Below are 25,542 nucleotides of genomic sequence, written 5' to 3' on the forward strand. Positions count from 1 at the left end.
TTTGTCTATGTATATTTTTTCTTATAATATCAATTAGTTGAATTTATAAATCGAGCAATCTGATTTCATTATAAAAAATGTTTCCGTAATATGTGAAACAAGAGGCAGCCTGGAGTTCAGATCGGATGAGCACGGTAGACCACCGCAAGCGAGGGCGGCCGCGTAACTTCAATCCTGCAAAGGCCGGATCGATCCAGGCGCTGGACCGAGGGCTTGCGTTGCTGCGGCTGATCTCGGAGGCCGACGGACTGACGCTGACCGATCTCGCACAACGCTCGGGCCTCGCCCCCTCCACCGTGCACCGCCTCTTGTTCACGCTCGAGACGCATCGCTTTGTGATGCACGATGAAGAGCGCGGGCTTTGGCTGATCGGCGTCGATGCCTTCAAGACCGGCATGACATTCCTGCGCAACCGCCGCCTCGCCGGCATGGGCCGCGAGGTGATGCGCCAGTTGATGGAACAGACCGGCGAGACCATCAATCTCGGCATCGAGGACAATGGCGAGGTGGTCTTCATCTCGCAGATCGAGAGCCACAACACGCTGCGCGCTTTCTTCCGCGCTGGCTCCCGCAGCCTGATGCACGCCTCCGGCGTCGGCAAGGCCCTGCTCGCTGGATTGCCGGAAGCACGCGTGAAGCAGATCCTCTATGCGAAGGGATTGCAGCGCTTCACGGAGAAAACCCGCGTCGATCCGGCCGAATTGTTCGCCGAGCTTGCCGAAAGCCGCGAGCGTGGATGGGCAATCGACGACGAGGAGCGCACGCCCGGCATGCGCTGCATCGCGGCACCTATCTATAACGAGTTGGGGGAAACCATTGCCGCGGTGTCGATCTCCGGACCGACGGTGCGGCTGACATCGCAGCGGCTCGGCGAGTTCGGCCCTCTCATCATGCGGGCGGCGGATCAGATCACATCGTCGATCGGTGGAGCGACACCGCACCGCGACGCTTGAGCGGGAAACCTTCCCGCGCTAACCAGTCCCGGGTTCACGCGAACATCCGGAAGGTTACATGGCCAAGACCTACAGCGGCGGATGCCAGTGCGGCAACGTGCGATATGAAGTGCAGCTCGATCTTGCCGGCGTCATTGCCTGCAATTGCTCGCGCTGCGTCCGGCTCGGCTCGCTGCTGGCCTTTGCACCGGAAGAAGCGTTCACCCTCCTGAAGGGAGCGGATGCCACGACCGAATACACCTTCAACAAGCACGCCATCCATCATCTGTTCTGCGCGACATGCGGCATCCAGTCCTTCGCGCGCGGAACGGCGCCGGACGGCCGGAAGATGGCGGCGATCAACGTGCGTTGTCTGGATGACGTCGATATCGACGCCCTGCCCGTGCAGAAGGTCGATGGGCGCAGCTACTGAACGCTACGCTCAGTTCATCTGCCGCAGCGCCTGACGGATCGTCGCGCCGACCAGATGCGAACTCGGCGCGACCTGCACACCCGCCCGCTCCAGCGCCGCGATCTTGCTGTTGGCGTCGCCGCGCCCGTACATCGTCAGCGTGCCGGAATGACCCATGCGGCGCTCGGGCGGCGCGTATTGCCCGGCGATCAGCGCGACCACCGGCTTCGCCGCCTTGCGGCCCTGCAAATAGTCGGCGACTTCCTGCTCCTCGGTGCCGCCGATCTCGCCGATCAGCACGATGCCCTTGGTTTCGGGGTCTTCAAGGAACAACTCGACGCACTGGACCATGCTCATGCCATGGATCGGATCGCCCCCGACGCCCACCGTGGTCGATTGGCCAAGTCCCTCGGCTGAAATCTGCGCCACCACTTCGCTCGTCAGCGAGGCAGAGCGCGAGACGATGCCGACATTGCCGGGCCGCTCGCTGCCGGTCGCCATCACGCCGATCATGCAGATCCCGGGTGCGAGAATGCCCTGCGAATTGGGCCCGATCAGCCGGGTCTTCGAGCCATCGAGTGCCTGACGCACACGCACCATGTCGAGCGCGGGAACGCGCTCGGTGACCGCCACGATCAGAGGAATTTCAGCCTCGATGGCTTCGATCATCGCATGCGCCGCATTGGCGGGCGGCACGAAGATCATGCTGGCGTTGGCTTGCGTCTCGGCCTTCGCCTTGGCAACGTTGTCGTACACCGGCAGGTTGAGATGCGAACGCCCGCCCTTGCCCGGCGTCACGCCCGCGACCACCGTGGTGCCGTACTCCATCATGCGCGCGGTGTGATGCGTGCCCGCCCACCCGGTCATGCCCTGACACAGAACTTTTGTATCCTTGTCGACGAGGATGGCCACCTCATCCTCCCTTCTGTGCAATGGCGACGACCTTGGTCGCAGCGGTCCACATGTCCGGACAATCGGTGACCGGACAACCGAAATTGACGAAGCGCGAGCGCGCGAATTCGGCGTTGTTGCCCGCCAGCCGCGCCACCACCGGCAGCGAGCGGCCGGTGCGGCGCATGGCGATGCCGAGCCCTTCCGCGATGGTGTCGCAGGGCTGCATGCCGCCGCCATGGACGTTGAGGAAGATCGCGCGCGTCGCGGGATTGTCGAGCAAAAGACCAAAGCCGTAGGCCACGTCGAGGCTCGTCGCCGTGGTGCGGATATCCATGAAGTTGGCGGGCTTGCCCTTCGCCGCGTAAACCAGATCGACGCTCGCAAGCCCGAGGCCCGCGCCATTGGCGACGATGCCGATATTGCCGTCCATGCTGACGAAATTGAGCTGATGGCGCTGCGCCTCGACCTCGCGCTGGTCGATCTCGTCCTCGTCGCGCAAGGCGGTAAGGTCGGGGTGCCGGAACAACGCGTTGTCTTCCAGCACCATCTTGACGTCGAGCGCCTGGAAGCTGCCGTCGCGCAGCACCGCCAGCGGGTTGATCTCGATCAGGCTGGCGTCGAGCTCGACGAAGGCGCGGCGCAAACCATCGACGATGGCGCCGAAGGCCGGGACGGACGCGCCGTCGATACGTATCTTGCTTGCGAAGGCGGCCACTTCATCGGCGTGGCGCTTCGAGCCATCGCCAAGGCCGAGACGTTCGAGCCGCAGTTCTCCGCGTGCGGCCCGCTCCTCGATGTCGCCGCCGCCATGGGCGCTGCCGAACAATGTGAGATGACCGGAGGAACCGTCGATCAGCAGCGCGACATGCAGTTCGCGCACCGGCTCGACAGCCTTCTCGATATAGATACGGCGGACCACGCGCCCGGCCGGGCCGGTCTGGGCGGTCACGAGTTTCTTGCCGAGGAGCGAGGCCGCGACCGACTTCGCCTCTTTCTCCGAATGGACGATCTTGACGCCGCCGGCCTGAGCGCGGCCACCGGCGTGGACCTGCGCCTTGACGGCGATGGCACCGCCGCCCAGTTCGTTATAGATCGCGACGGCCTGATCCGGCGTGATGGCGACCTTGCCGCCCGGGGAAGGCAGGCCATAGCCCGCCAGGATTTGTTTTGCCTGAAACTCGTGCAGATTCACGCGTGCATCTCCAGCCGGTGGCTTCGGCCGATGCTGCGTAGGTTCGCCCCTCGATTCAACAATAAAGGGCCTTCAGGCCAACTTCGCACCGAACGACTTGTCGCCACCGGAATATCAAACTCGCAGCATGTCCGCAACGCGCGAGGCTGCGAGGGCTGGCCTGCGGCAAGGGCGGACCGGGCGCATGCAAAACAGGCAAACCGAAGGACCCGCGACAGCCAAAATCGTGTGGCGGCCCCTGCTCCGTCTCGCCGCAAAACAATCGCGGACAATCGCGCTCCGCAAGCTGATGAATCGCATGATCCGCGCAGCAGGACATCGATCGTTCCCGGTTCGGACTCAAAAAACCTGTGCTCGCGACACCAAAAGAAGCGTTGGATAAAATTATTTTCGATTAAGGATTCGTTGACTCTCGACAGCGTGGGAAAACTGGATTCAAATCAGCTTGCGATTCGAGAGCAAGTTGCGCGTCAGCTTTCGGAGGGGACAACGGCAAATCCGGGGGCTGTTAATGGCGCGCGTTCACGCGACGAGTTCGTGTGTCCAATCCGATTCGATCAAGGGATTGGCACAGTCGATAGCTCAACCAGCTTATAACCGCCTCCTCATCGCCGAACCCCTTCTTCGTCGCGCCGTTCCCATCCTCATCATTGCTTTCCTCGTCACGATCCTGATCGGCGCCTTCGTGCAGGTGCTGGACCAGAACCGTCAGAAGCATGCCGCCACGACACGCGAGATCGCTTCCCTCGCTGACCTGATGAAGGAACGCATCGACCATCTGGCGGCACGGCGGCCTGATCGCGCGCTGTCGGCGACCAGACTCCAGTCCACCCTGCCCGGTCTCGTGCCGTCATGGGCCAGCGCCTCCGGACGGCACATCCTCGTTACCGGCCTCGACCGGCAGGAGGGCGTGCAGCTTGCGCTCGATGGCAGCAACGACGCAGCCTTCGATGCCGTCACGCCCGCACAGGCTCAGGCCCTCAACGACACCGGCGAGGCCGTGGTCGAACTGCCATTGCCTGACGGACGTATGGCGCTGGCCGCCCAGCGCACGCTGGACGCAGCGTCCGGCAGCGTCATCGTCATGCAGGCGCAGAACGCAACCTCATGGCGTTCCGACACGGCGCTGCAAATCACACTGTCGGCCACCACCGGTTTCGTGGTGCTGATCCTGGGCTTCGCCTTCCACTGGCAATCCACCCGCGCACGCGAAAGCGACCTCATCAACGACGCCGTCCGTGGCCGCATCGACACCGCGCTCAATCGCGGCCGCTGCGGATTATGGGACTGGGACCTCTCGCGCGGGCGTGTCTTCTGGTCGCAATCGATGTTCACGATGCTGGGGCTGGAAAGCCGCAACGACCTCCTCGCGTTCGGCGAAGTCAACGCGCTAGTCCACTCCGAAGACATCGACCTGATGGCGATTGCCGACCAATTGCTGTCGGGACAAATCAGCCATATCGACCAGACCTTCCGGATGCGCCACGCCGACGGCCACTGGATCTGGCTTTGCGTGCGTTGCGAACTGACCGAAGCCGGCAGCAACGGCGGCAGCCATCTGATCGGCATCGCGCTCGACATCACCGAACAGAAGAGCCTCGCGGCTCGCTCGGTCGAGGCGGATCTGCGCCTGCGGGACGCCATCGAGACGATCCCGGAAGCATTCGTCCTGTGGGATTCGGAAAACCGGCTGGTGCTCTGCAACTCGCACTTCCAGCGGCTGCACAAGCTGCCGGATTCGGCCGTCACCGCGGGCACGCCCTACGAGACGGTGATCGAGGTCGGGCACATGCCGGAAATTCGCGCCCGCGTCGCCGACACCGAGATTTCCGCGCCGGGTTCGCGGACCTTCGAGGCGCAGCTCAATGACGGAAGCTGGCTGAACATCAGCGAGCGCCGCACCAAGGACGGCGGCTTCGTGTCGGTCGGCACCGACATCACCCAGATCAAGCGCCACGAGCAGCGGCTGGTAGACAACGACCTGCGGTTGACCGCCTATGTCGTCGATCTCAAGCGATCGCAAGTGGCACTCGAACAACAAGCCCGGGAGCTGGCCGACCTCGCGCAGAAATATGCCGAAGAGAAGCGCCGCGCCGAGGAAGCCAACCAGACCAAGTCGAAATTCCTCGCCAACATGAGCCACGAACTGCGCACGCCGCTCAACGCCATCATCGGCTTTTCCGAAGTGATGGGCCGCGGCATGTTCGGCCCGCTCGGCTCCGGACGCTATCAGGAGTACTGCCAGGACATCCTGACGAGCGCGAATTACCTTCTCGACGTCATCAACGATGTCCTCGATATGTCGAAGATCGAGGCCGGGCGCATGAAGCTCGCCCCCGAGAAGCTCGACCTCGCCGAAACCGTGTCGGAATCCACGCGCGTCGCCTCGAGCTGGGCCGACGGCAAGCATTTGACGCTCGACAGCCGGATCGACAGCGCCATTCCGATCGTCGCCGACCGCCGGGCGATGAAACAGATCCTCGTCAATCTCTTGTCGAATGCGGTGAAGTTCACGCCCGATGGCGGACGCATCGTGGTGCGTAGCCGCATGATCGGCGACCGAGTGATGGTGACGATCGCCGACACCGGCATCGGCATTCCGAAGGAAGCCCTCGCCCGCCTCGGCTGCCCCTTCGAGCAGGTCGAAAGCCAGTTGACCAAGAGCTATCACGGCTCCGGCCTCGGCCTCGCGATCTCCAAATCGCTGGTCCAGTTGCATAACGGTTCGATGAAACTGCGTTCGCAACTCGGCGTCGGCACCGTGGTTAGGATCGACCTGCCGTGCGCCGTGGTGGAACCGGTTAAGGTCTCGCCTGCATCAGCTTCAGGAAAATCTCGCGCACCTCGGCTTGCGTCTCCCGAAGGCGAGCCTCGACCGCGGAAAAGTCGGGCGCGTCGGCAGCCCGAGTCATCACGCGCAAAAGATCTTCCCCAGCCGTATCTGGTTTGAATTTCTCCGACACGCACAACCGCAGCACCTGCGTCAGGTTTTGATAGAGCCGCGCGGCGGGCCGCAGGATTTCCGCATCGGATGAGGCCAGCACGCCGAGCTTCACCGCGTTGTCGTAGACCTGCATGGTGTTAACGTTGAGGATGCCGGGCTTCTGCGCGGCGTGAATAAGTTGCAGGTACTGCGCCAGGAATTCGATATCGACGATGCCGCCCGCGGCATATTTCAAGTCCCAGATGTCGTTCTCGCCCTTCTCATCGGCCACCGCCTTGCGCATTTCCAGCACGTCGTTGGCGATGATGTCGATGTCGCGCGGGCGCATCAGCACGCGGGCGATCAAGTCCTCAATCTGTTTCTGGAAATCCGGCGGCCCTGAGATCACACGGGCGCGGGTCAGCGCCATGTGCTCCCACGTCCAGGCCTCGTTGTCCTGATAGTCCGCGAAGGCATCGAGCCGCGTAGCGACCGGACCGGCGCGCCCTGAAGGGCGCAGCCGCATATCTATGTCGTAGAGCACGCCGTAATTAGTCCGCGTCGTGAACGCGCTGATGAGGCGCTGGGTGTAGCGGGCGAAATATTGCGCGCCGTGCAGCGAGCGTGATCCGTCCGAATCCGGATGATCATGGTCGAAATCGTAGATCAGGATCAGATCGAGGTCGGAGGACGCGGTCATCTCCCGGCCGCCTAGCTTGCCCATCGCGAGGATGGCGGTCTGCTGGCCCTTGATGAGACCATGCTGTTCGGCGAACTGGCGCGCGGTGAGATCGTGCACGGTATGCACGATGCCTTCCGCGACATCGCCGAACGCCGTGCTCGCCTGCCGCGCCGACACGGTACCGGACAGGATGCGCGTGCCGGTCAGGAACAGGCTTTCCTGACCGAACATCCGCAGACGGTCGAGAAACTCCTCGTAGGAGTCCGCGTCCGCCAGTGTCGCGGTGAGGCGCGCCGACAGTTCGTCGCGATCCGGCATCGCGCCGAAGAAGCGCGGATCGATCAACCCGTCCATGATCTGCGGATGGCGCGCCAGCATGTCGCCGAGCCGGGGCGCCGCGCCGAGGATCAGCGCCACCAGCGCGACCACGTCCTTGTTTTGCGCCAGCAGCGAGATCAGCCGGCCGCCACGGGTCAGCGCTTGCAGGAAGCGGTCGAATTCGTTGATGGCGGCATCGGGATGTTCGGCGCGCGACAGGCCACGCAACAGGTTCGGCACGAATTCGCGGAACGCCTCGCGCGTACTCTCCACTTTCAATGCGCGATATTCGCCCGCCATCCAGTGCTGCACGGTTTCCGCCACCGTCCGCGGCGTCTTGAAACCGAGGCGGCGCAATTGATCGAGCAGCCGCGCGTCATCCGGCCCCGCGCCGTAATCGACATCGGGGGCCTTCTCCGGCTCGGACGGATCGCCCTCGAACAGGCGCTCGTAATGACCCTGCACGCAATTGAGGTGGCGCAGCAGGTCGGCGGCGAACGACGCACGGTCGGCATAGCCGAAGAATCGCGCGAAACGCTCGATGCCCTCGCTGTCGGCCGGCAGCGTGTGGGTCTGCTCGTCGGCGATCATCTGGATGCGATGCTCGACGCGGCGCAGGAATTCATAGGCGCTCGCCAGCTCCTCGCGTACGCTCTGCGCGATCCAGTTGTTGGCGGCGAGAATGTCGAGCGCCACCAGCGTCGGCCTCACCCGCAATTCAGGGTGCCGCCCCCCCGCGATCAATTGCTGGGTCTGCGCGAAGAACTCGATCTCGCGAATGCCGCCGCGCCCGACCTTGACGTTATGGCCCTCGACCGAAATCTCGCTCTGGCCACGGAAGCTCTGCATCTGCCGCTTCATATCGTGGACATCGGTCAGTGCCGCGAAGTCGAGATGCTTGCGCCAGACGAATGGGGAAATTTCCGAGAGCAATGCATCGCCGGATGCAAGGTCGCCCGCGCAGGGCCGCGCCTTGATCATCGCCGCGCGCTCCCAGGTGCGGCCCTCGCGCTCGTAGTAATGGAGCGCGGCCTCCACCGACACCGCGGCGGGCGTCGAGGCGGGATCGGGCCGCAGCCGCAGATCGACGCGGAACACATAGCCGTCGCCGGTGCGCTGTTGCAGCAGGCGCGCAATGCCCTGCGCCAGACGCGCGAAGAACGGCGAGGCCTCGACGCTGTCGGACAACTGGCCCTTGTCGGGGTCGTAGAACACGATCAGGTCGATGTCGCTGGAGAAATTCAATTCGCCCGCACCCATCTTGCCCATCGCGAGGACGATCAGCCCGCTGCCCTCCTCCGGGTGCTGGGGATTTTGGGCGAGAAGCCGCCCGCGCTCCACCTCCTGCGATAAAAGGAAATGCACCGCGCACTGCACGGACGTGACGGCCACATCGGTCAGCGCCGATGTCACCTGCCCGACCGGCCACACGCCGCCGATGTCGCACAGCGCGATCAGCAACGCCGCCTCGGCTTTCAGCCGCCGCAGGGCCACCATCACGGCAGACTCGCTGGCGGCCGCCGCCGCTTCGTTCCGGGCTTGCGCGATCAGCGCCGTCATATGATCTTCAGGCCGGCAGGTGAACACCCGCAGGCCGCGCGCGGGATCAAGCCGGATCAGGTCGAACAAATAAGGAGAGAATTCAGCGATGCCGTGAAGGATCGCATGGGCATGGGAATGCCCGTCGATGACAGCCTGCCACGCCCCGGCATCCTGCGCCGGCAGGTCGGCAAGCCAGCCCGCGACCCGTTGCTGCGCCTCGTCGGGCGCGAAGGATGTCGGATTTGTTACAAAACGGGCAGCCAGCGGTCGGGAATCCGTGGCGCCTGCACTCGTTGACGTCATACCCCCGCTTGTTCCACGTCTCGCCCCGGCATGGCAAGGGTCGCGCGCACGCCGGGCTTCGCATCGCCCAGCCGCAGTTCGCCTCCATGCAGAACGGCGACCGCCGAAGCTAGACTTAAGCCCAATCCCGAACCCGGCAGGGTCCGGCTGGCTTCGAGGCGCACGAAGCGCTCCATTGCCCGCTGACGGTCTGACTCTGGAATACCGGCGCCGTGATCGGTGACGCTGAGCTTGACGCCTTCGTCGTCGTGGCGCGCCTCGATCAGCACCGAAGGCTTCACATCTGGCGCAAGTTCGGCTGGCTTGCCGTATTTGAGGGCGTTCTCGACGAGATTGGCGAGCGCCTGGCTGATGAGTTCGCGGTTGCCGTGAATGAACGCCGGCTCGGTTTGAACCTCAAGCGCGAGGCCGCTGTCTTCCGCCAGTGGCTCGTACAATTCCTGGATATCGCGGGCGACGATGGCGGTGTCGAAATCGACCATGTTATCGCGCGCCTGCCCCGATTCCGCTCGCGCGATCATCAGCAGCGCATTGAAGGTGCGGATCAGGCCGTCGGATTCCTCGATGGTGCGCTCCAGCGCGGCGCGGTATTCCGCCTCGTTGCCGGCGTCGGCCAGCGCCTCCTCGGCGCGGTTGCGCAGCCGCGTCAGCGGCGTCTTCAGATCGTGGGCGATGTTGTCGGAGACCTCCTTGAGCCCCGCCATCAGCGCCTCGATCCGCTCCAGCATCGCGTTGAGATTTTCCGCGAGCCGGTCGAGTTCGTCGCCGCTGCGCCCGACCGGAAGCCGCTCGCTCAGGTCGCCGCCCATAATCCGCTGCGCCGTTCCCGTCATCGCGTCGATGCGGTGGAGCACACGGCGCGCGACGAAGATGCCGCCGCAAAGCCCGAGCAGCAGTACGATCGCCACCGACCATTGCGCCGCCTTGGCGACGATGCCGAACAGCCGCTGCCGCTCCTCCAGATCGCGCCCGATCAGAAGGCGAAAGCCGCCGGACAATTGCGTGACACGCACCAGCGCGAAATGGTTCTTGGAATCGCTTTCGTCGAGACGATGATAGACGGTATTGGCCCAGCCGGTGGTGTTCATCACGCCGGGCTGGAGCGAGCCGATATTGCCCGCGACCGCCTGCCCCTGCGGCGTCGTCAGCAGATAGAGATTGGCGCCGGGGCGCATCGCCCGGTTCTCGATCGCGAACACCAGCCCGCGAATGCCCCCGCGCGAATATTGCTGATCGAGTTCGCTCAGTTCGCCGTTGACGGTCTCGGTGATCTGCTCGGTGATCATCCGCCGCGTGTTCCAGGCGAAGTAGCCGAGCAGCGAAGCCGCGAACAGCGCGAACAGAAAAAGATACACCAGCGTCAGGCGAAACGCCGTGGTGCGGATCAGTTTACCGAAGGCCGTCACGTATCATATATCCGGCGCCGCGAATGGTGTGGAGCAGCGGCCGCTCCTGCCCCTTGTCGATCTTCGAGCGCAACCGCGAGATATGCACGTCGATGACGTTGGTCTGCGGATCGAAGTGATAGTCCCACACGTTCTCCAGCAGCATGGTGCGCGTCACCACCTGCCCCGCATGCTTCATCAGATATTCGAGCAGGCGAAATTCGCGCGGCTGAAGCGTGATCTCGGTCGCGCCGCGCCTGACCTGATGCGACAGCCGGTCGAGTTCGAGGTCGCCGACGCGATAGCTCGTTTCCTCCGAAGGCCCGCCGCGGCGGCGCGACAGTACCTCGACCCGCGCCAGCAGTTCGGCGAATGAATAGGGCTTCGGCAGATAATCGTCGCCGCCGGCGCGCAGGCCCTTGATGCGGTCATCGACCTGGCCGAGCGCGGACAGGATCAGCGCGGGTGTGGTGTCGCCCTTCTCGCGCAACGTGCCGATCACCGACAGGCCGTCCCGCTTTGGCAACATGCGGTCGACCACCAGCACATCGTAATCGCCGGACTGGGCCAGAGCCAACCCTTCCTCGCCATCGCCGGCCAATTCCGCGACATGGCCAACCTCGCGAAACGCCTTCGCAAGATATTCCGCAGATTCGCGATCGTCTTCGATAATGAGCAGGCGCATCTGCGATGGAGTCGGTTCGGGACTATTGGCTATCACCATGGCGCGACGACCGTTTTCTTTCAAGGGATTGGAAACTGAAAAGAAGATGGGCGGCGAAGCTGGGGAAACCTCACCGCCCACCCATTACCCTTCCGACGGAGGGGGGCGTATTCCATCGAAAGGAACTTCACATGTAGTTAACCCTTGCCGACCGGCAATGCGACGAAACGTGATGAATCGCCGCTCCGGACACGGATCAGGACGCTGTTCTTCTTGTCGGCGCGGGCGATGTTCAATTCGTTGCGGATATCGTCCGCCGTGGCGACCGATTTGCCCGCGACCTCGAGGATCACATCACCTTCCTTCAGGCCGCGTTCGGCGGACGCGCCGTCCGGATTGACATTGGTGATCACCACCCCTTCCTTACCGGCGCCCGCGACGGACTTCGCCGGGGCCACGGTGAGGCCGAGATTCGGCACGTCCGAACCATTGCCGTTCCGGCCGGGGCCGTTATCGTTATCGTTGAAGCCGGTCTTGATCGACTTGGCGTTCGGCAGCTCGCCGAGCGTCAGCGTCAGCGTCTTCTCGGAGCCCTTGTGAAGCACACCGAGCTTGATCGACGCGCCGGGCGCCATGCCGCCGATGGTGCGGGCGAGTTCGCGGGCATCCTTCACCGGCTGGTCGTTCACCTTGTTGATGACGTCGCCCGATTCAATGCCTGCCTTCGCGGCGGGGCCATTGGTCTGCGGCTCCGCCACCAGTGCGCCCTCGGCCTTCTTCAGCCCGAGGCTGTCGGCGATCTCCTGCGTGACGGGCTGGATCTGCACGCCGATCCATCCGCGGCTGACGGTGCCCTTGTCCTTGAGCTGGGCAACCACGTTCTTCACCGTCGCGGACGGAATCGAGAACGCGATGCCGACGCTGCCGCCGGACGGCGAATAGATCGCGGTGTTGACGCCGATCACTTCGCCTGCGGTATCGAAGGCCGGACCGCCGGAATTGCCCTTGTTCACCGGCGCGTCGATCTGGATGAAATCATCATACGGGCCGTTGCCGATGTCGCGGCCGCGCGCGGACACGATGCCCGCCGTGACCGTGCCGCCGAGGCCGAACGGATTGCCGACCGCCAGCACCCAGTCACCGATGCGCGGCTCGCCATCGGACAGCTTCGCGAACGGGAAGTTGCTGCCGCCCTCGACCTTGATAAGCGCGAGGTCGGTGCGTTTGTCTGTGCCGATCACCTTGGCCTTGTAGGTCTTGCCGTCATCGGTCGTGACCTCGACCTTGTCGGCGCCATCGACGACATGGTTGTTGGTGACGGCATAGCCGTCCGCCGAGATGAAGAAGCCCGAGCCCTGCCCGGTCACGAGATTGCCACGGCCACGGCGACCGCCGGGACCACCCGGAAAGCCATCAGGGCCGCCGAAGCGGCGGAAGAACCGCTCCATCGGCGAGCCGGGCGGGAACGGCAGGTCGTCATTGTTGTCCGCCGTCTGCTTCTCCTCGATCCGGACGCGCACCGAGATCACAGACGGCTTCACGCGCTCGACGATATCGGCAAAGCCGATCGGCTGCTGAACCTGCCGCACGTCCTTGTTGACCTGAGCATGCGCGGGGCTAACGAAAGCGTCTGTCGCATACGGCGTGCTGAGGCCATAAGCGGCCGCGCCGAGGCCCGCGACGACGGATGCCATCAAGGCAAATTTGCGCATGGAGAGAAGACCGCGCGGTTTTTTCTGGGGCGGGATTTTCGGGAGGTCGGCGGGGTTGGTCATGGGGTCACTCCGATGAATCGAAATTCGTGACGCGGGGCTGCGTCTTCGGAGTCAAACATGGGGGATGCGCCCTTACGGCGCTCTGTCGGGGGAATTAAGTTTTGGTAATTAAGGGGATACCGCCTGCGAGCTGATGCCGCAGGCATCCCGGCAGTATCGTCTTCAGTACAACGTTGCCTTGATCCGCCCCGGCAATGCCGCGTCGTAAGCCTGACCGTCGAAGGTCGCGATCTCCTCGTTGCGCGCCGTAATATCGCGCAGGATCGTACCGGCCGACGGCAGGCTGGTCTTGTCGGCTTGCCGCTCGGGATTCCAGAGCTCGGCGCGCACGACCGCGCGGGAGCACTGAAAGAAGACCTTCTCCACATGAATAATCATGACGCTCGCAGGCCGCTTGCCGGCCGCCTCGAACTGCGCGCACAGACCCGGATCGCAGGATAGTTCGGCGCACCCATTCACACGCAAGGTCTGCCCGTAACCCGGAATCAGGAAAAGCATTCCAATGCGGTTGTCGGACAAAATGTTTCTGAAAGAATCGAGCCGGTTGTTGCCTCTGCGATCCGGCAACAGCAGGGTTTTCGAATCCCGCACCGTGACAAAACCGGGCGCGTCCCCACGCGGAGAACAATCCAGCCCCTCGGGGCCGGCCGTCGCCAGCACGACAAACGGGGAGGCCGCGATCAGGGTTGCGTAGTTTTCATCCACATGGTCGATCTCCTTGAACAGCGAAGCCGGAGAGGCCGGATTCGGATAGGCATCGGTCAGATCTTCGGATGAAGTGATGCGGTCGCCAGCCATGCGGCCTCCGGGACGAACGGGAATGTTTCGCCCAGTCTAATCGTTCAAGCGGATTTTTCCACGGAGTCCTGATTGGCGATCAGCTTCTCCAGCCGCATCTCCTCCTCGGGCGTCAGCGCGGTAATATCATCGCTGCGCGAGGCCCAGCGCTTGCGGTTGTACAACCACAACCCCGCCCCGCCGCCGATCAGAACGGCAGGCGTAAGCAACCACAGGATCAGCGTGTGTTCCTTGAGCGGCGGCTTCAACAGGACGAATTCGCCGTAACGCGCGACCAGAAAATCCAGCACCTGCCTGTCGCTGTCGCCCGCCGCGATCCGCTCGCGCACCAGCAGGCGCAGATCGCGTGCCAGCGGCGCCTCCGAATCGTCGATCGACTGGTTCTGGCAGACCATGCACCGCAGTTCGCGCGACAATGCCCGCGCCCGCGCCTCCTGCGCCGGGTCGTGCATGACCTCGTCGGGCTGCACGGCGAAGACCGCAGACGGCAGACCCGTCATCAGCACGAACGCAATAATGGCTGCAAGACGCCGCATCGCCCTACTCCGCCGGTTGCGCAAGGCCGCTGAGTTTCGGTCGCGCGGGCTTCGGCGCTCCGACCCGCAGGCGGCGGTCGGACAGCGACAGCATGCCGCCGAACGCCATCAGCACCGGGCCGAACCAGATCAGAAGCACCATCGGCTTGTAGTAGATGCGCGCGGTGATCGAACCGTTGGGCTCCGCCGCGCCGAGCGAGATGTAGAGCTGGCTCACGCCGCGCGTCATCAGCGCCGCCTCCGTGGTGGACATGCCGCGCGTCGTGAAGCTGCGCTTCGACGGCGTCATCGTGCCGACCTCCACGCCACCCTGCCGGATGGTGAAGGTCGCGATGTCCTCGCGATAGTTCGGCCCCTGCCGCGACGTCATGCCGTCGAAGGTCGCGCTGTAGCTGCCGAGCTGCGCGGTATCGTTCAGCCGCATGGTGGCGATGTGCTCGATATTCCACGTCGATTCACAGACGATGCCGATCAGCGCGATGCCGAGCCCCGCATGGGCGAACGCGGTCCCCCATGCCGAGCGCGGCAAGCCCGTGGCGCGGGACCATGAGGTTGCGATCGGTGCGCGGAACAGCTTCACGCGCTCGGCGATATCGACCGCAGAGCCGAGAATGACGAACACCGCAAGCCCGATGGCGAGCGGCGCAAAGGCGCTGCCGCCCCGCTGCCATGCCCAGACAATGGCAATCGCCACCAGAGCGACGATACCCGCCATCATCAGGCGCTGCGCGGCGCCGACGAGATCGCCACGCTTCCATGCGAGCAATGGGCCGAACGGCACCGCCAGCAACAGCGGCAGGAACAGCGGCGCGAAGGTGAGATTGAAGAACGGCGCGCCGACGGAAATCTTCTCGCCGGTCACGACTTCCAGCGCCAGCGGATAAAGCGTACCAACGAAAACAGTGGCGCAGGCGGTGGTCAGCAGCAGGTTGTTGAGCACCAGCGCGCCCTCGCGCGAGATCGGCGCGAACAGCCCGCCCTGCTTCAATGAAGCCGCGCGCCACGCATAGAACGACAGGCTGCCGCCGATGAACACGCACAGGATCATCAGGATGAAGACGCCGCGCCGGGGATCGGTCGCGAACGCATGGACCGAGGTGAGCACGCCCGAACGCACGAGGAACGTGCCGAGCAGCGACAGCGAGAAGGTGAGGATCGCCAGCAGCACGGTCCAGATCTTCAGCGCCTCGCGCTTCTCCATCACCACCGCCGAATGAAGGAGCGCCGTGCCCGCGAGCCAGGGCATCAGCGAGGCGTTCTCGACCGGGTCCCAGAACCACCAGCCGCCCCAGCCGAGCTCGTAATAGGCCCAGTACGAGCCCATCGCGATGCCGAGCGTGAGGAATATCCATGCCATCAGCGTCCACGGCCGCACCCAGCGCGCCCAGGCCGCGTCGATACGGCCTTCGATCAACGCCGCGATGGCGAACGAGAACGAGATCGAGAAGCCGACATAGCCGAGATAGAGCATCGGCGGATGCACGGCGAGACCGGGGTCTTGCAGGATCGGATTGAGGTCGCGCCCTTCGAGCGGAGGATTCGCGATGCGCAGGAACGGATTGGAGGTCAGCAGGATGAACAGATAGAACGCGGTTGCGATCCACGCCTGCACCGCCAGCACATGCGCGCGCAGCGACAGCGGCAGATTGGCGCCGAAGATCGCGACAAGCGCGCCGAACAGCGACAGGATGAACACCCACAACAGCATCGAGCCTTCATGGTTTCCCCAGACGCCGGTGATCTTGTAGATCAGCGGCTTCAGCGAATGCGAATTCTCGTAGACGTTGACAACGGAGAAATCCGACATCACGTGCAGCGAGATCAGCGCGAGGAACGACAACAGGACGAAGGCGAACTGCACGATCGCGGTGGAGCGCGACACGTTCATCAGCGCGGGATCTTTCACCCGCGCGCCGATCAACGGCACGAACGACTGGATCAACGCCAGCCCGAGCGCCAGCACCAGTGCGTAATGCCCGCCCTCGGCGATCATCTCACGGCCCCCGGCGCATCGGCGGCTGAGGTCTTGCCATAACCGCCCTTCGCGGCGTTGCCGTAATCGTCCTTCCAGTGGCCTTCCTTCTTCAGTTCGTCGGCCACGGCCTTGGGCATGTAGGTCTCGTCATGCTTGGCAAGCACGGTATCGGCATGGAAGACGCCGCTCGAATCGAGCGAGCCTTCCGAGATCACGCCCTGCCCCTCGCGGAACAGATCCGGCAGGATGCCCTGAAAAGCCACCGGCACCTTGGCGCTGCCGTCGGTCACCTCGAAATTGACCTTCAACTGATCGCCGCGCACCAGCGAGCCTTTTTCAACCAGTCCGCCGAGCCGGAATTTGGTACCGGGCGCAATATGTTGTTCGGCGATCTTGCCAGGCGTGGTGAAGAACATGATCGAGCTGCGCATGGCGTTCAGCACCAGCGCCGCGGCCACCGCCAGCACCGCCAGCGCGCCCGCAATCATCGTCAATCGCCGTTGTTTGCGCGTCATTGTAGCCCTTCGCGCATGACGCGGCCCGATGATCCATCCACGGTTTCCGGCATCATGTCTATCCGTCTATTCCAAGTCCCTTGAGGCCATCATTGAGCTGGCGCAAATGTTCCGAATTCCCGCTCACGGCCTGCCTTGCATTATCCCGCGCGGCGTTGGCCTTGTCCTTTTCGCCGAGAACCATATAGGCCCGCACCAGCCGCAGCCATCCTTCGACGTCATCCTTGTTCGTTTTGAGACGGTCCGCCAGACGTTCGACCATGCCCTCGATCATGGCGCTGCGGCCCGCGGCATCCATCCCCTTGGCCATTGCCATCTGGTCCGCCGACAGCGCCGGAGGACGGTTGCCGGACACCCGCGCCAGGGCCTCCTGAACCAGCGACCGCCAAGGCGCGTCGGCAGGTGCCTTCTCCAGCATCCCGCGCCAGATGTCGGCCGCCCTGGCCGGCTGGCCGTCTTGTTCCAGCGCAACGCCGGTGAAATAGCGAGCCTTGCTCTCGTTCGGGTCGAGCGCCAGAGCACGATCAAATTCGGCCTTGGCCTCCGCCGTCACCACGCCGTTCGCCGCCACAGTGAGCGCTTCCCCGAGATCGGCATGGTGGCCTGCCGTCTCTGGATTATAGGCGAGCGCGTTGCGGAAGGCCGGAACGGCCTCATCGACGCGGCCAAGCTTGAGCAGCACCGGCGCCAGCACGCTCCAGCCGCGTCCGTCCTTGGGATTCTTCTCGAGGATTTCCTGCACCCGCGCGATCAGGCGCTCGATCGAGGCGTCCTGCGGCTTCACCTGCTGGCGCGCGGCGAATGGAAAATCCGGCAGCCAGGGCGAGCCGATCTGGAGGTAGAGACCTGCGGCCAGCAAAGGCAGCCCGGCCAGCGCGACAATCGAGACCGCGCGGCGCCAGCTCCTGCTGACGCCAAGCGTATCGCCCTCCTCGCCTGTGGCTGCGGCCAGCAGCCGGCGGCTGATCTCGATCCGCGCGGCCTCCGCTTCCACCGGGCCAATCAACCCGGCATCAACGTCGCGCGTTACTTCGGCCAGCTGGTCCTGATAGACGACGGTTTCGCTGGCGGTCGGGCCCCGTTTGACCTGCCGCCCGAGCGGCCATAGCACCGCGAAGACCGCCACAGCCGTCATCAACGCGAGCATAAACCAAAGCGACATTCCGGTTTCCGAGCAGAACGGGCCAGCGCCCGGCAGAACTTAGGGGCGCGGCGGGGTTACACCACGTGCAGTCAACCTTTGCAAACGGCTATTTCAATTGAGCTGGAACAAAAAAATCAGGCTTTGCGGGAGGCTTTCCGCTCGGATTTGGCGACCTCGACCGCCTTCTTCATCAACGAGGCGTAATCGGGCCCAAACATCACCTCGCAGAAGCGGATCGCAGCCTGCGCCTGGGCGTAGCGAAACGGCCGGGTTCTGGTGTCGCTCGCCCGAAGCGTCTCGACCAGCGATTCGGTGGCCTTCTCGATATATTGTTGCAGATCGCTGTAGGTGCGCCGCGTCACCTCGTTGATAGCGAGTTCGCCAGCGTAGTTGCGGCAAGTCGCGACGAAATCGATGAACGCCGCGGTTTCATCGACTTCCATCTCGTCTATGCGGCTGTTGGCCGTGATGTCCTTGTCGGGCCTCTGGCGCAGCAAACGGCGAACGCGGCCAGGCACGGAGCCGATTTCCGAATCCAGTGCATTGGAGATTTCAGCCCGCATCGACGAGAGTTGCTTGCCCCAAGCCGAATCCGAACGAATGTCCAGTTCGGTGCGCAATCCGCGCAGGCCGTCGTGAAGGACTTTCAGAATATTGGCGGTGTCGTCGAACTTTCCCCGACGGACGTCGTTGCGCAGTTCGCCCACAAGACGGGACAGGTCGTGGATCGCCATGGTGACGGCCACGCCATAGGGCGTGCCGGCCACGCGAACCTCGTCGTCGGAAGCCGCGACCGAAATACTCAGCCGGATCACCTGCCAGGGCGACATCAGCCTCTGCATCACGACCGACAAGGCGAAAGGCAGCGCCTGCGGGGTTTGCAGCGAGGGCAGATTCATCGCGGTGGTGACGGAAGCAACTTGTGCTTCGTTCAAAGCGCGGATCTGCCCCGGCAGGCGCGCGCCGAAAATCTCGAGCGACTCGCGAATTTTGAGAACGGCGCCAATCGCGGGAATATCCTCCACCGCAGAAGGCGTGCCGATGCGGCCAAAGCCGCGGCGGTCGGTGCCGCTGGCCGCCGCCTCGATCGCTTGCGCTGACGCAAACTGCATCTGACGAACCGCGCGATCGATCTCGGTTGCTGTCGCCTGCGGATTTTTCAGCACTGCCTCGTATGTCTGAGTCTCGGCCGGAGCGCCTTCGCGCGACAGCCACATCCAGACCGGCGTCAGCGAAGTGCGCCTGATCTGTCCCGGCCTGACCGCCCCCGTCCCCTCGATCAAAAACGGTTCGACCGGCATGAACAGCAGGCGCGCGGGATCGTCGGTGCGCGGCGTGGTGTTTTCGTCGGGCGCGCGCACGATCTTGCGCAACTCGGCCAGCACGATGTTGGCCACAACCGCGTCATCGCCACCGCGCTCGATGGCGCGCTCGAACTCCCGCATCAGCAACGCCTGCGATTTCGGCGGAAGCTGCGCGAGAAATTCTTTCAGGCGTTCGAGTGACTTGGGGCCCATGGATACATAAACGCTGCCAGCCGCCGGAACAGGCGACACTTCTCTCAGGCTTACCTCGCACGTCGTTAATTTGGCGTTAGGAATGATCGCCGCCCAGCACCGGCCAAATCCGTTATTCAGGTCCGGTCAAGGCATTAGCGGACCGTGATACCGCCCTTAGACTACCCCCGGCAGCGCCAGTTCGGCCCGCAATCCGCCCATGGGGGCGCTGTCGAACTTCAGGTTCCCGCCGTAAAGCCCTGCCAGATCGACAACAATGGCCAGCCCCAGTCCCGAGCCGGGCTTCGACTCGTCCAGCCGCTGCCCGCGCTGGACGATCTGTCCCCGCTCGGCGACCGACAGACCCTTGCCATCGTCGTCCACGGCGATGTGGAGCGACGGGTCCAGTTCGTCGCCCTGTGGGGGCACCACCGAAACCCCGATCCGCACCCGGCGCGCCGCCCATTTGCACGCATTGTCGATCAGGTTGCCGACCATCTCCTCGAGATCCTGTCGCTCGCCACGAAATTTCGCGCCCTCCGCCACCGCCCAGTCGATCACGATGCCGCGGTCGCGGTGGATTTTCTCCATCGTCCGCACCAGCCCTTCGATCACGGGTTCGATCTCGGTGATGGTCGCCACCACCGTCAGCCGCGCGGCGATGCGGGCGCGCTCCAGATGATGGGCGACCTGGCTGCGCATGACATCGCCCTGCTCCAGGATCTTGGCCGCGAACGGGTCGGAGCCATGCGTATTGGCTTCATTGATGATCACCGACAGCGGCGTCTTGATTGCATGGGCGAGATTGCCGACATGTGTGCGCGCGCGCTCGACGATGGCGCGGTTGGCGTCGAGCAAGGCGTTTGTCTCGCGCGCCAGCGGCGCGATCTCGACCGGGAAACGCCCCTCCAGCCGCTCGGCCTTGCCGGAGCGGATATCGGCGAGCGCGTTGGAAATGCGCTTAAGAGGCGCAAGGCCGAAACGGACCTGGAAGATCGTGGTGAGCAGAAGAACCGCGGCGAGTGCCGCGAACGTGCCGCCGAGATACCAGTCGAACAACCGCGTCTCGTCGAAAATCTCGTTGGCGTCACCCGCGACAGTCACCAGATATTTGCCGTCGGTGCCGAGATCGATCGGCCGCTCCACCATGCGCAGCGGTTGGTCTTCAGGCCCCTTGACGTAGCCGAGCCGGACTCCCGACGCCGTGAGAGGAATGCTTTTCTCGTCGAGGCGCGGCAATGTTGCGTCCCAGAGCGAACGGGAGGCGCGCGCTTCCTGTTTGACGGAATCGATGCTTTCGATCTGCCAGTACCAGCCCGACAGCGGCAGTTCAAACAACGGCTCGCCGAGCGCGGGAATGCTCTTTTCGGGATTTTTGGGATCGTCCGGCGTGCCGACCTCGGCGATCAGCGTGCGCAGATAAAGGTTGAGGCGGCGATCGAAGGCGCGCTCCACCGAATGATTGTACAACGAGGAGAGCGCGAAACCGGTGACGGTGAGAATCAGCGCAACCCAGACCGCCGCCGACAGGAACAGCCGGATGGCGAGGGAATTAGCGCGCATTGGTCGCGGTCGGAGGCGCCAGCAGATAGCCGAGGCCGCGGACAGTCTGGATGATGTCGACGTCGAGCTTTTTGCGGATGCGGCCGACGAACACTTCGATGGTGTTCGAATCGCGATCGAAGTCCTGATCGTAGAGATGCTCGACAAGCTCGGTGCGCGATACCACGCGCCCGGCATGATGCATCAGATAGGCCAGCAGCCGGTATTCGTGGGACGTCATCTTGATGGGATTGCCATCCACCGACACTCTTCCGGTGCGGGTGTCGAGCACCACGGGCCCGCAGGTCAATTCGCTCTGGGCATGGCCGGTGGAACGGCGCAGCAGCGCGCGAATCCGCGCCAGTACTTCCTCGAGATGGAAAGGCTTGGCGACATAATCGTCGGCGCCGGCATCGAACCCCTGCACCTTGTCGCTCCAGCGGTCGCGCGCCGTGAGAATGAGGACCGGCATCACCCGCTTGTTGCGCCGCCAGGATTCCAGCACCGAAATGCCGTCCATTTTCGGCAGGCCGATATCGAGCACGACGGCGTCGTAAGGCTCGTTGTCGCCGAGAAAATGCCCCTCCTCTCCGTCGAAGGCACGGTCCACCACATATCCCGCATCGCTCAAGGCTGCGGTCAATTGGCGGTTGAGATCGGGATCATCTTCGACAACGAGAAGGCGCAAGGCGAGGCTCTCCGGCATCCTGAACTGAACAACTCAAGATGAACCGCACGAGCGTGAATGGCAAATGAATGCCCTCGCGGGGGAGACTTACATTTTTGTCAGGAGCAGAAAGTCAGGCTCGAGCAGGACGGAGGCGGCTTGAAAGCTCGGGGCCGGCCGAGCCTCAGCCCGGGCGACCACCGCTTTTCGCGGGGGGACGCTCGTTGGACCTGATGAAATGGACCCCCATCTGGTCGCCGTTGACCCACGCCATCTTGCAGCGGCGAAAGGCGACGCCGGTCGAGGACAGCGCCAGAAAGAACTCATCGAGATTGAGACCGCTCAATGATTTCTCGAACTGGAGCAGCGCCCCCTCCTCCGACACGTCGAGGATGTTGCAGGCCCGAAACCATGAACCATCGATCGCGATGATCCTCATGGCGAAGCCCTTGCCGAATTGAATCCGTTCGGCCTTGCGCCTTTGTTTCTGCTCCATCCCCAGTACCGGTTTGTTTGGATCACATTGGCCAATCCATAAAATGTTAAATTGAAAAATCGCTTAAATGGTGCGTTTCTGACCGGCCATTCGTCTCACCAGGCGGTATGTGCCGCACAATTGGCACATATATCGCATGAATTCATGGTGCCTTGATACCGCGATATAAAACGACTCAGGTCGTGGTGGCGCCATCGTCGGGCGGCAACGGCTTCAGAAACTCGTCGCTCGCCGCATTGATCTGCGCCAGCGTGGCGTCAATATGCTCCTGCGTCGCGTTGGTGCCCTGAATGAGTCCGGCGATCGCCTGCACATACGGCAGAGACGATACAACGCCCTGCTGGATCGCGGGCGCGGCCTTCACGATGGCGCTCACGATCGCTTCCGCGATCGCCACACCGGCTTCGATGTCTGCTGCGGTGACCATGTCAGTTCGCTCCTGATGCAAGGACGGCCTGAACGTCGCTCAGCGCCGCCTGTGCGGCAGCGACGACATTCGTCACGTCGAGAGTGGGATAGGCTTTCTGAAACGCGACCGCGTTGTTCACCGCAAGCCGCGCGCGGCTCATCGCGCCTTGCAGATTCACGATCACCGAGCGCTTGGCGCAGATGTTGGTGGCGCTGGGTCTGGTGCCCGTCGCGCAGAGCGGCAACGCCTTGTAAGCGTTCGCCGCGTTGACGGCGATGCCGTACGCATTCGCGACGCCGTAGACCGTGTTCAAGGCGATGGCATTGGAGATGTTCACCGACGGCAGGACAGTGGTGCAGTTCGCGAGCGCGAGCGACACAGCCAGCGCCGCGACAACCTGAAGGTTTCGCATGGACAGTCCTTTCAGTTGTTGGAGATCTTGCCGGTCGCAGGATCGACGACGGGCGTGTTGATCCTGGCCGCGTGACTGGCCGTGGTGGTCCGGGTGCCGTACTTCACCCACACGCCCCAGGCGGCGGTGAAGATCACGCCGATGGCGCCGGTCACGGTCGTGACTTCGTCGGACGACAAGTAGCCCTTGGTGATGAGAGGGCCGAAAGCGAGAAGCAGCGCATAGCGAATGAGCTGCCAGATCGTGTCTGACGTCATGATGGTTCCCCTTGTTGATGGTTGCCCGGATGCGCCGGGCGCGATATTGGAGCGGCAGCGCGGCCACACAGACGCCGCACCGTCCCGATGGAACCGAGTGCCGGCATGTCATGGTTTGATTTATCGCTGCGCGAGCAGCTTCTCGCCGGCAGCGCGATGGCGCTGACGTTCGCCGTCTTCTTCGTCGCCGGTCTTCAACTCGGCGGCCACTGGTAATATCCGGCTCAGGCGTGCGCGAGAGCGAGCGCGCCTCTCACATCGCCGGCGAACATCAGACCTTCCGCCTTGCGGCGGCGCGTCAGGCCCGCCAGAACACGGCCGCCCGCCCTGTTCCACTTCGCAAGTTCAGATGGCACCGCGGCCTTGCCGCCCGCGTTGAGTTTTCTCCACAATGTCGCGCGCGCCGGGCCGCCGGTGTTGAACGCCCACGACACCAGCGCATCGAATTCATGCTGCGCGAGATGAGCGTGGCAGAGATCACGGACGTGGCGCTCGAACGTCATCATGTCGCCCGCCAGCGCCGCATCGCATTCCGCGCGCGACCAAATCGCGCCGGATACGAAGCGCGGCAGATGATGATTGGTATGCCCCCAGCCGATGGTGAGTACACCCGCCGAATCCGTGTAGGTGGTGAAAAACCCTTTCCGGTCCGGCACGGCCTTCATGCAGGACTCGAAGGCACGCACGAGTTCGAGCCCGGCCGGACCCATGCGCAAGGGTTCGGCCGCCGGTGCGATGGCGGACGTCAGCATTGGCTGCTCCTGATGATGGCGGTACTTCCCGTTTAAGAGCCGATTTTGGCTTCAGCCCTAGAGATATTGTCCGCCGGAGGACGTAGTGCCGGCAGAATTGCCGGGAAGAGCCGACGTTCCTGCGCCATCCGTTTGAATGACTGAATTGGCCGCCGCGAAATACCGCGGTCCGGTTGCCGAACCGGAGTAAGTCACGCTCGCCGACCTGAAAAACCCCATATTGTTTGCCCCTGCGAAGAACGATGAAAAGGCCGGGGCTCCGGACAGCGTAACGGTCACTCCGGCATAGACGACACCGCCCAGTTGCTGGGCATAGACATGAGCGTATGCGCCACCCGAAACGATGATGTTTCCGCCGCCGAAGTTCAGAAGTTTGCCTCCATTCGAGGCGCTGATGTGGAGGCTTCCGGAGGCCAGCGATCCGAATTCAACCGCCCCGACGATAGTGACCGTGCCGTTGGATATAACGTCGATCCCGTCGCCGGAGGTCGTGGTCCTGAATTTAAATCCTCCGACTGAAAGCGCACCTCCATTTTGCACCGTGATGCAAGTGGCGGAAGTCGTGGAGATCAGAACATTGGACGGCGTTGATATATCGCCCAGGATGGAAACATTTCCTGAGCCGACAAACGGGCCATTGACCAGAACAGCCCCTGTATATGTCCCGGATGCAACCTGGATCGTGACGTTGTAGATCGAAATGTCGAGCGATGCGGTTGTGTTGATCGCCTTTTGAATGGTCAGGAACGCGCCGCCAGAGGTGTTGCTCAGTCCGTTATTGCTGTCGCTACCATCGGTGCGGACATAATAGGTGCGATTGGCGGTGAGAATTTCCCGTGCGCCGCCTGCGGGGAATGACACCCGCCCCGTGGTGCGATCGAACTTGAGTGCGTCACGCCACGTCGCGCCGTCCGCGCTGACCTTGAGATGAAAATCGTCATCCCCTGTCAATCCGAATTCTGCCCGGCCCGAGAACGCATCAGAGAACACCACCGATGAGGTGTTCGACGCCGCCGCCTTCGACAATTGCAGGCGGACATCGCCAGTGCCGCCATCCGCCGTGCTGATCGCATCGAGCAACGCATCATTGGAGTGCACGGTGAGAAGATTCGCTCCGGCGACAGCCGCGTTGATCCCGAGATGCGGCAGATTGTCGGGCGAGAAAGGCGTTCCGCCTCCCGTAGTGACCGGTATCCATGCGCTGCCGCCGAACACCAAGAGCGCATCGTCGGCAACCGACCACACGCACCATCCGGCCTTCGGTGCAAGAAAACGCCATGCATTGGTTTCCCATGTCGCGACTGAATCGCCCTGCCCTGCCCATGCGCCGGTCGCGCCGTTCGCAACGATATGGCGTTCGCCGTCCACCGGGGATGATGGCGGCACGGTGAGCGTGGTATCGAGCACCGCGATCTGGATCGCGTCATCCAGAATCCGGAGCGCTTCGTTATGCGTGACGTGTTTCTGTGCCTGGCTGCCGTCGATGAACGGCAGACCAAGATTGGCGGTCTCTGTCATGTG

Annotated in this window: 22 protein-coding genes and 1 pseudogene; 3 read left to right on the forward strand and 20 right to left on the reverse strand. The window is 63.4% G+C overall.

Translation table 11 applies throughout. The annotated features are described in order from the left end of the window. Window positions 1-125: 125 nt before the first annotated feature. Entirely contained in the window at window positions 126-953 is an 828-nt protein-coding gene (gene bhcR, locus AFIC_RS10240) for an HTH-type transcriptional regulator BhcR (protein ID WP_275246131.1), read from the forward strand. Window positions 954-1,011: 58 nt separating this feature from the next. Continuing rightward, a complete protein-coding gene (locus AFIC_RS10245; RefSeq protein ID WP_275246132.1) occupies window positions 1,012-1,365 on the forward strand; it encodes a GFA family protein in 354 nt (117 codons plus the stop codon). 9 nt (window positions 1,366-1,374) lie between these two features. Here AFIC_RS10245 and sucD read toward each other — a convergent pair whose 3' ends face one another. Both sucD and sucC read right to left on the reverse strand, forming a co-directional pair. After that, the gene (gene sucD / locus AFIC_RS10250) at window positions 1,375-2,256 is read right to left on the reverse strand and encodes a succinate--CoA ligase subunit alpha (protein ID WP_275246133.1); all 882 of its coding nucleotides are present in this window, start codon (window positions 2,254-2,256) and stop codon (window positions 1,375-1,377) included. Between the two features lies 1 nt (window position 2,257). Further along, window positions 2,258-3,430 carry an ADP-forming succinate--CoA ligase subunit beta gene (gene sucC / locus AFIC_RS10255; protein WP_275246134.1) on the reverse strand — a complete coding sequence of 391 codons (1,173 nt, stop codon included), beginning with the start codon at window positions 3,428-3,430 and terminating at the stop codon, window positions 2,258-2,260. 1,336 nt (window positions 3,431-4,766) lie between these two features. Here sucC and AFIC_RS10260 point away from each other — a divergent pair. Continuing rightward, window positions 4,767-6,155, forward strand: a pseudogene (locus AFIC_RS10260) (PAS domain-containing sensor histidine kinase); the annotation flags it as partial. Between the two features lie 76 nt (window positions 6,156-6,231). On the opposite strand, the gene AFIC_RS10265 reads toward AFIC_RS10260, so the two are convergent. The 18 genes from AFIC_RS10265 to AFIC_RS10350 form a co-directional block, all read right to left on the reverse strand. Then, window positions 6,232-9,198 (reverse strand): bifunctional [glutamine synthetase] adenylyltransferase/[glutamine synthetase]-adenylyl-L-tyrosine phosphorylase, encoded by a 2,967-nt coding sequence (locus AFIC_RS10265; RefSeq protein WP_275246135.1) that lies wholly within the window; start codon window positions 9,196-9,198, stop codon window positions 6,232-6,234. Further along, complete coding sequence (locus tag AFIC_RS10270; RefSeq protein ID WP_275246136.1) at window positions 9,195-10,604, reverse strand: sensor histidine kinase; 1,410 nt, start codon at window positions 10,602-10,604, stop codon at window positions 9,195-9,197. The genes AFIC_RS10265 and AFIC_RS10270 overlap by 4 nt, the downstream gene beginning before the upstream one ends. Further along, on the reverse strand, window positions 10,588-11,307 hold the full coding sequence (locus AFIC_RS10275; RefSeq protein ID WP_275246137.1) for a response regulator transcription factor: 720 nt from the start codon (window positions 11,305-11,307) through the stop codon (window positions 10,588-10,590). Before AFIC_RS10275 ends, AFIC_RS10270 begins: the two co-directional genes overlap by 17 nt. 137 nt (window positions 11,308-11,444) lie before the next feature. Next, entirely contained in the window at window positions 11,445-13,022 is a 1,578-nt protein-coding gene (locus AFIC_RS10280) for a Do family serine endopeptidase (RefSeq protein WP_275246138.1), read from the reverse strand. Between the two features lie 162 nt (window positions 13,023-13,184). After that, complete coding sequence (locus AFIC_RS10285) at window positions 13,185-13,820, reverse strand: pyridoxamine 5'-phosphate oxidase family protein (protein WP_275246139.1); 636 nt, start codon at window positions 13,818-13,820, stop codon at window positions 13,185-13,187. Window positions 13,821-13,864: 44 nt separating this feature from the next. After that, complete coding sequence (locus AFIC_RS10290) at window positions 13,865-14,356, reverse strand: cytochrome c-type biogenesis protein (RefSeq protein ID WP_275246140.1); 492 nt, start codon at window positions 14,354-14,356, stop codon at window positions 13,865-13,867. A 4-nt stretch (window positions 14,357-14,360) separates the two neighbouring features. Next, complete coding sequence (locus AFIC_RS10295; protein WP_275246141.1) at window positions 14,361-16,349, reverse strand: heme lyase CcmF/NrfE family subunit; 1,989 nt, start codon at window positions 16,347-16,349, stop codon at window positions 14,361-14,363. Further along, window positions 16,346-16,846, reverse strand: coding sequence for a cytochrome c maturation protein CcmE (gene ccmE, locus AFIC_RS10300; RefSeq protein WP_275246142.1), 501 nt, complete (start codon window positions 16,844-16,846; stop codon window positions 16,346-16,348). The genes AFIC_RS10295 and ccmE overlap by 4 nt, the downstream gene beginning before the upstream one ends. 58 nt (window positions 16,847-16,904) lie before the next feature. Beyond that, window positions 16,905-18,008, reverse strand: a complete 1,104-nt coding sequence (ccmI, locus tag AFIC_RS10305) for a c-type cytochrome biogenesis protein CcmI (RefSeq protein WP_275246143.1) — start codon at window positions 18,006-18,008, stop codon at window positions 16,905-16,907. 116 nt (window positions 18,009-18,124) lie between these two features. Further along, window positions 18,125-19,507 carry a hypothetical protein gene (locus AFIC_RS10310; protein WP_275246144.1) on the reverse strand — a complete coding sequence of 461 codons (1,383 nt, stop codon included), beginning with the start codon at window positions 19,505-19,507 and terminating at the stop codon, window positions 18,125-18,127. A gap of 156 nt (window positions 19,508-19,663) precedes the next feature. Beyond that, the gene (locus tag AFIC_RS10315) at window positions 19,664-21,049 is read right to left on the reverse strand and encodes a sensor histidine kinase (protein ID WP_275246145.1); all 1,386 of its coding nucleotides are present in this window, start codon (window positions 21,047-21,049) and stop codon (window positions 19,664-19,666) included. Next, complete coding sequence (locus AFIC_RS10320) at window positions 21,039-21,716, reverse strand: response regulator transcription factor (protein WP_275246146.1); 678 nt, start codon at window positions 21,714-21,716, stop codon at window positions 21,039-21,041. Before AFIC_RS10320 ends, AFIC_RS10315 begins: the two co-directional genes overlap by 11 nt. 163 nt (window positions 21,717-21,879) lie before the next feature. Then, the gene (locus AFIC_RS10325; RefSeq protein WP_275246147.1) at window positions 21,880-22,191 is read right to left on the reverse strand and encodes a PilZ domain-containing protein; all 312 of its coding nucleotides are present in this window, start codon (window positions 22,189-22,191) and stop codon (window positions 21,880-21,882) included. A 175-nt stretch (window positions 22,192-22,366) separates the two neighbouring features. Next, window positions 22,367-22,618 (reverse strand): hypothetical protein, encoded by a 252-nt coding sequence (locus tag AFIC_RS10330; protein ID WP_275246148.1) that lies wholly within the window; start codon window positions 22,616-22,618, stop codon window positions 22,367-22,369. Between the two features lies 1 nt (window position 22,619). Continuing rightward, window positions 22,620-23,012: a hypothetical protein gene (locus tag AFIC_RS10335; protein ID WP_275246149.1), complete on the reverse strand. Its 393-nt coding sequence runs from the start codon at window positions 23,010-23,012 to the stop codon at window positions 22,620-22,622. An 11-nt stretch (window positions 23,013-23,023) separates the two neighbouring features. Then, window positions 23,024-23,269, reverse strand: coding sequence for a Pam3-gp28 family putative phage holin (locus AFIC_RS10340; protein ID WP_275246150.1), 246 nt, complete (start codon window positions 23,267-23,269; stop codon window positions 23,024-23,026). Between the two features lie 224 nt (window positions 23,270-23,493). Then, a complete protein-coding gene (locus AFIC_RS10345; RefSeq protein ID WP_275246151.1) occupies window positions 23,494-24,021 on the reverse strand; it encodes a lysozyme in 528 nt (175 codons plus the stop codon). 57 nt (window positions 24,022-24,078) lie between these two features. After that, window positions 24,079-25,539 carry a DUF2793 domain-containing protein gene (locus AFIC_RS10350; RefSeq protein ID WP_275246152.1) on the reverse strand — a complete coding sequence of 487 codons (1,461 nt, stop codon included), beginning with the start codon at window positions 25,537-25,539 and terminating at the stop codon, window positions 24,079-24,081. Window positions 25,540-25,542: the final 3 nt, after the last annotated feature.

This window comes from [Pseudomonas] carboxydohydrogena (genome assembly GCF_029030725.1).
GTDB classification, from domain to species: Bacteria; Pseudomonadota; Alphaproteobacteria; order Rhizobiales; family Xanthobacteraceae; genus Afipia; species Afipia carboxydohydrogena.

What these genes read in the sequence shown, in the direction of transcription:
- bhcR (WP_275246131.1), top strand. Translation starts at nt 126, where the DNA reads ATGAGCACGGTAGACCACCGCAAGCGAGGGCGGCCGCGTAACTTCAAT.
- AFIC_RS10245 (WP_275246132.1), top strand. Translation starts at nt 1,012, where the DNA reads ATGGCCAAGACCTACAGCGGCGGATGCCAGTGCGGCAACGTGCGATAT.
- AFIC_RS10265 (WP_275246135.1), bottom strand. Translation starts at nt 9,198, where the DNA reads ATGACGTCAACGAGTGCAGGCGCCACGGATTCCCGACCGCTGGCTGCC.
- AFIC_RS10275 (WP_275246137.1), bottom strand. Translation starts at nt 11,307, where the DNA reads ATGGTGATAGCCAATAGTCCCGAACCGACTCCATCGCAGATGCGCCTG.
- AFIC_RS10280 (WP_275246138.1), bottom strand. Translation starts at nt 13,022, where the DNA reads ATGACCAACCCCGCCGACCTCCCGAAAATCCCGCCCCAGAAAAAACCG.
- AFIC_RS10285 (WP_275246139.1), bottom strand. Translation starts at nt 13,820, where the DNA reads ATGGCTGGCGACCGCATCACTTCATCCGAAGATCTGACCGATGCCTAT.
- AFIC_RS10290 (WP_275246140.1), bottom strand. Translation starts at nt 14,356, where the DNA reads ATGCGGCGTCTTGCAGCCATTATTGCGTTCGTGCTGATGACGGGTCTG.
- AFIC_RS10295 (WP_275246141.1), bottom strand. Translation starts at nt 16,349, where the DNA reads ATGATCGCCGAGGGCGGGCATTACGCACTGGTGCTGGCGCTCGGGCTG.
- ccmE (WP_275246142.1), bottom strand. Translation starts at nt 16,846, where the DNA reads ATGACGCGCAAACAACGGCGATTGACGATGATTGCGGGCGCGCTGGCG.
- ccmI (WP_275246143.1), bottom strand. Translation starts at nt 18,008, where the DNA reads ATGTCGCTTTGGTTTATGCTCGCGTTGATGACGGCTGTGGCGGTCTTC.
- AFIC_RS10310 (WP_275246144.1), bottom strand. Translation starts at nt 19,507, where the DNA reads ATGGGCCCCAAGTCACTCGAACGCCTGAAAGAATTTCTCGCGCAGCTT.
- AFIC_RS10315 (WP_275246145.1), bottom strand. Translation starts at nt 21,049, where the DNA reads ATGCGCGCTAATTCCCTCGCCATCCGGCTGTTCCTGTCGGCGGCGGTC.
- AFIC_RS10325 (WP_275246147.1), bottom strand. Translation starts at nt 22,191, where the DNA reads ATGGAGCAGAAACAAAGGCGCAAGGCCGAACGGATTCAATTCGGCAAG.
- AFIC_RS10330 (WP_275246148.1), bottom strand. Translation starts at nt 22,618, where the DNA reads ATGGTCACCGCAGCAGACATCGAAGCCGGTGTGGCGATCGCGGAAGCG.
- AFIC_RS10335 (WP_275246149.1), bottom strand. Translation starts at nt 23,012, where the DNA reads ATGCGAAACCTTCAGGTTGTCGCGGCGCTGGCTGTGTCGCTCGCGCTC.
- AFIC_RS10340 (WP_275246150.1), bottom strand. Translation starts at nt 23,269, where the DNA reads ATGACGTCAGACACGATCTGGCAGCTCATTCGCTATGCGCTGCTTCTC.
- AFIC_RS10345 (WP_275246151.1), bottom strand. Translation starts at nt 24,021, where the DNA reads ATGCTGACGTCCGCCATCGCACCGGCGGCCGAACCCTTGCGCATGGGT.
- AFIC_RS10350 (WP_275246152.1), bottom strand. Translation starts at nt 25,539, where the DNA reads ATGACAGAGACCGCCAATCTTGGTCTGCCGTTCATCGACGGCAGCCAG.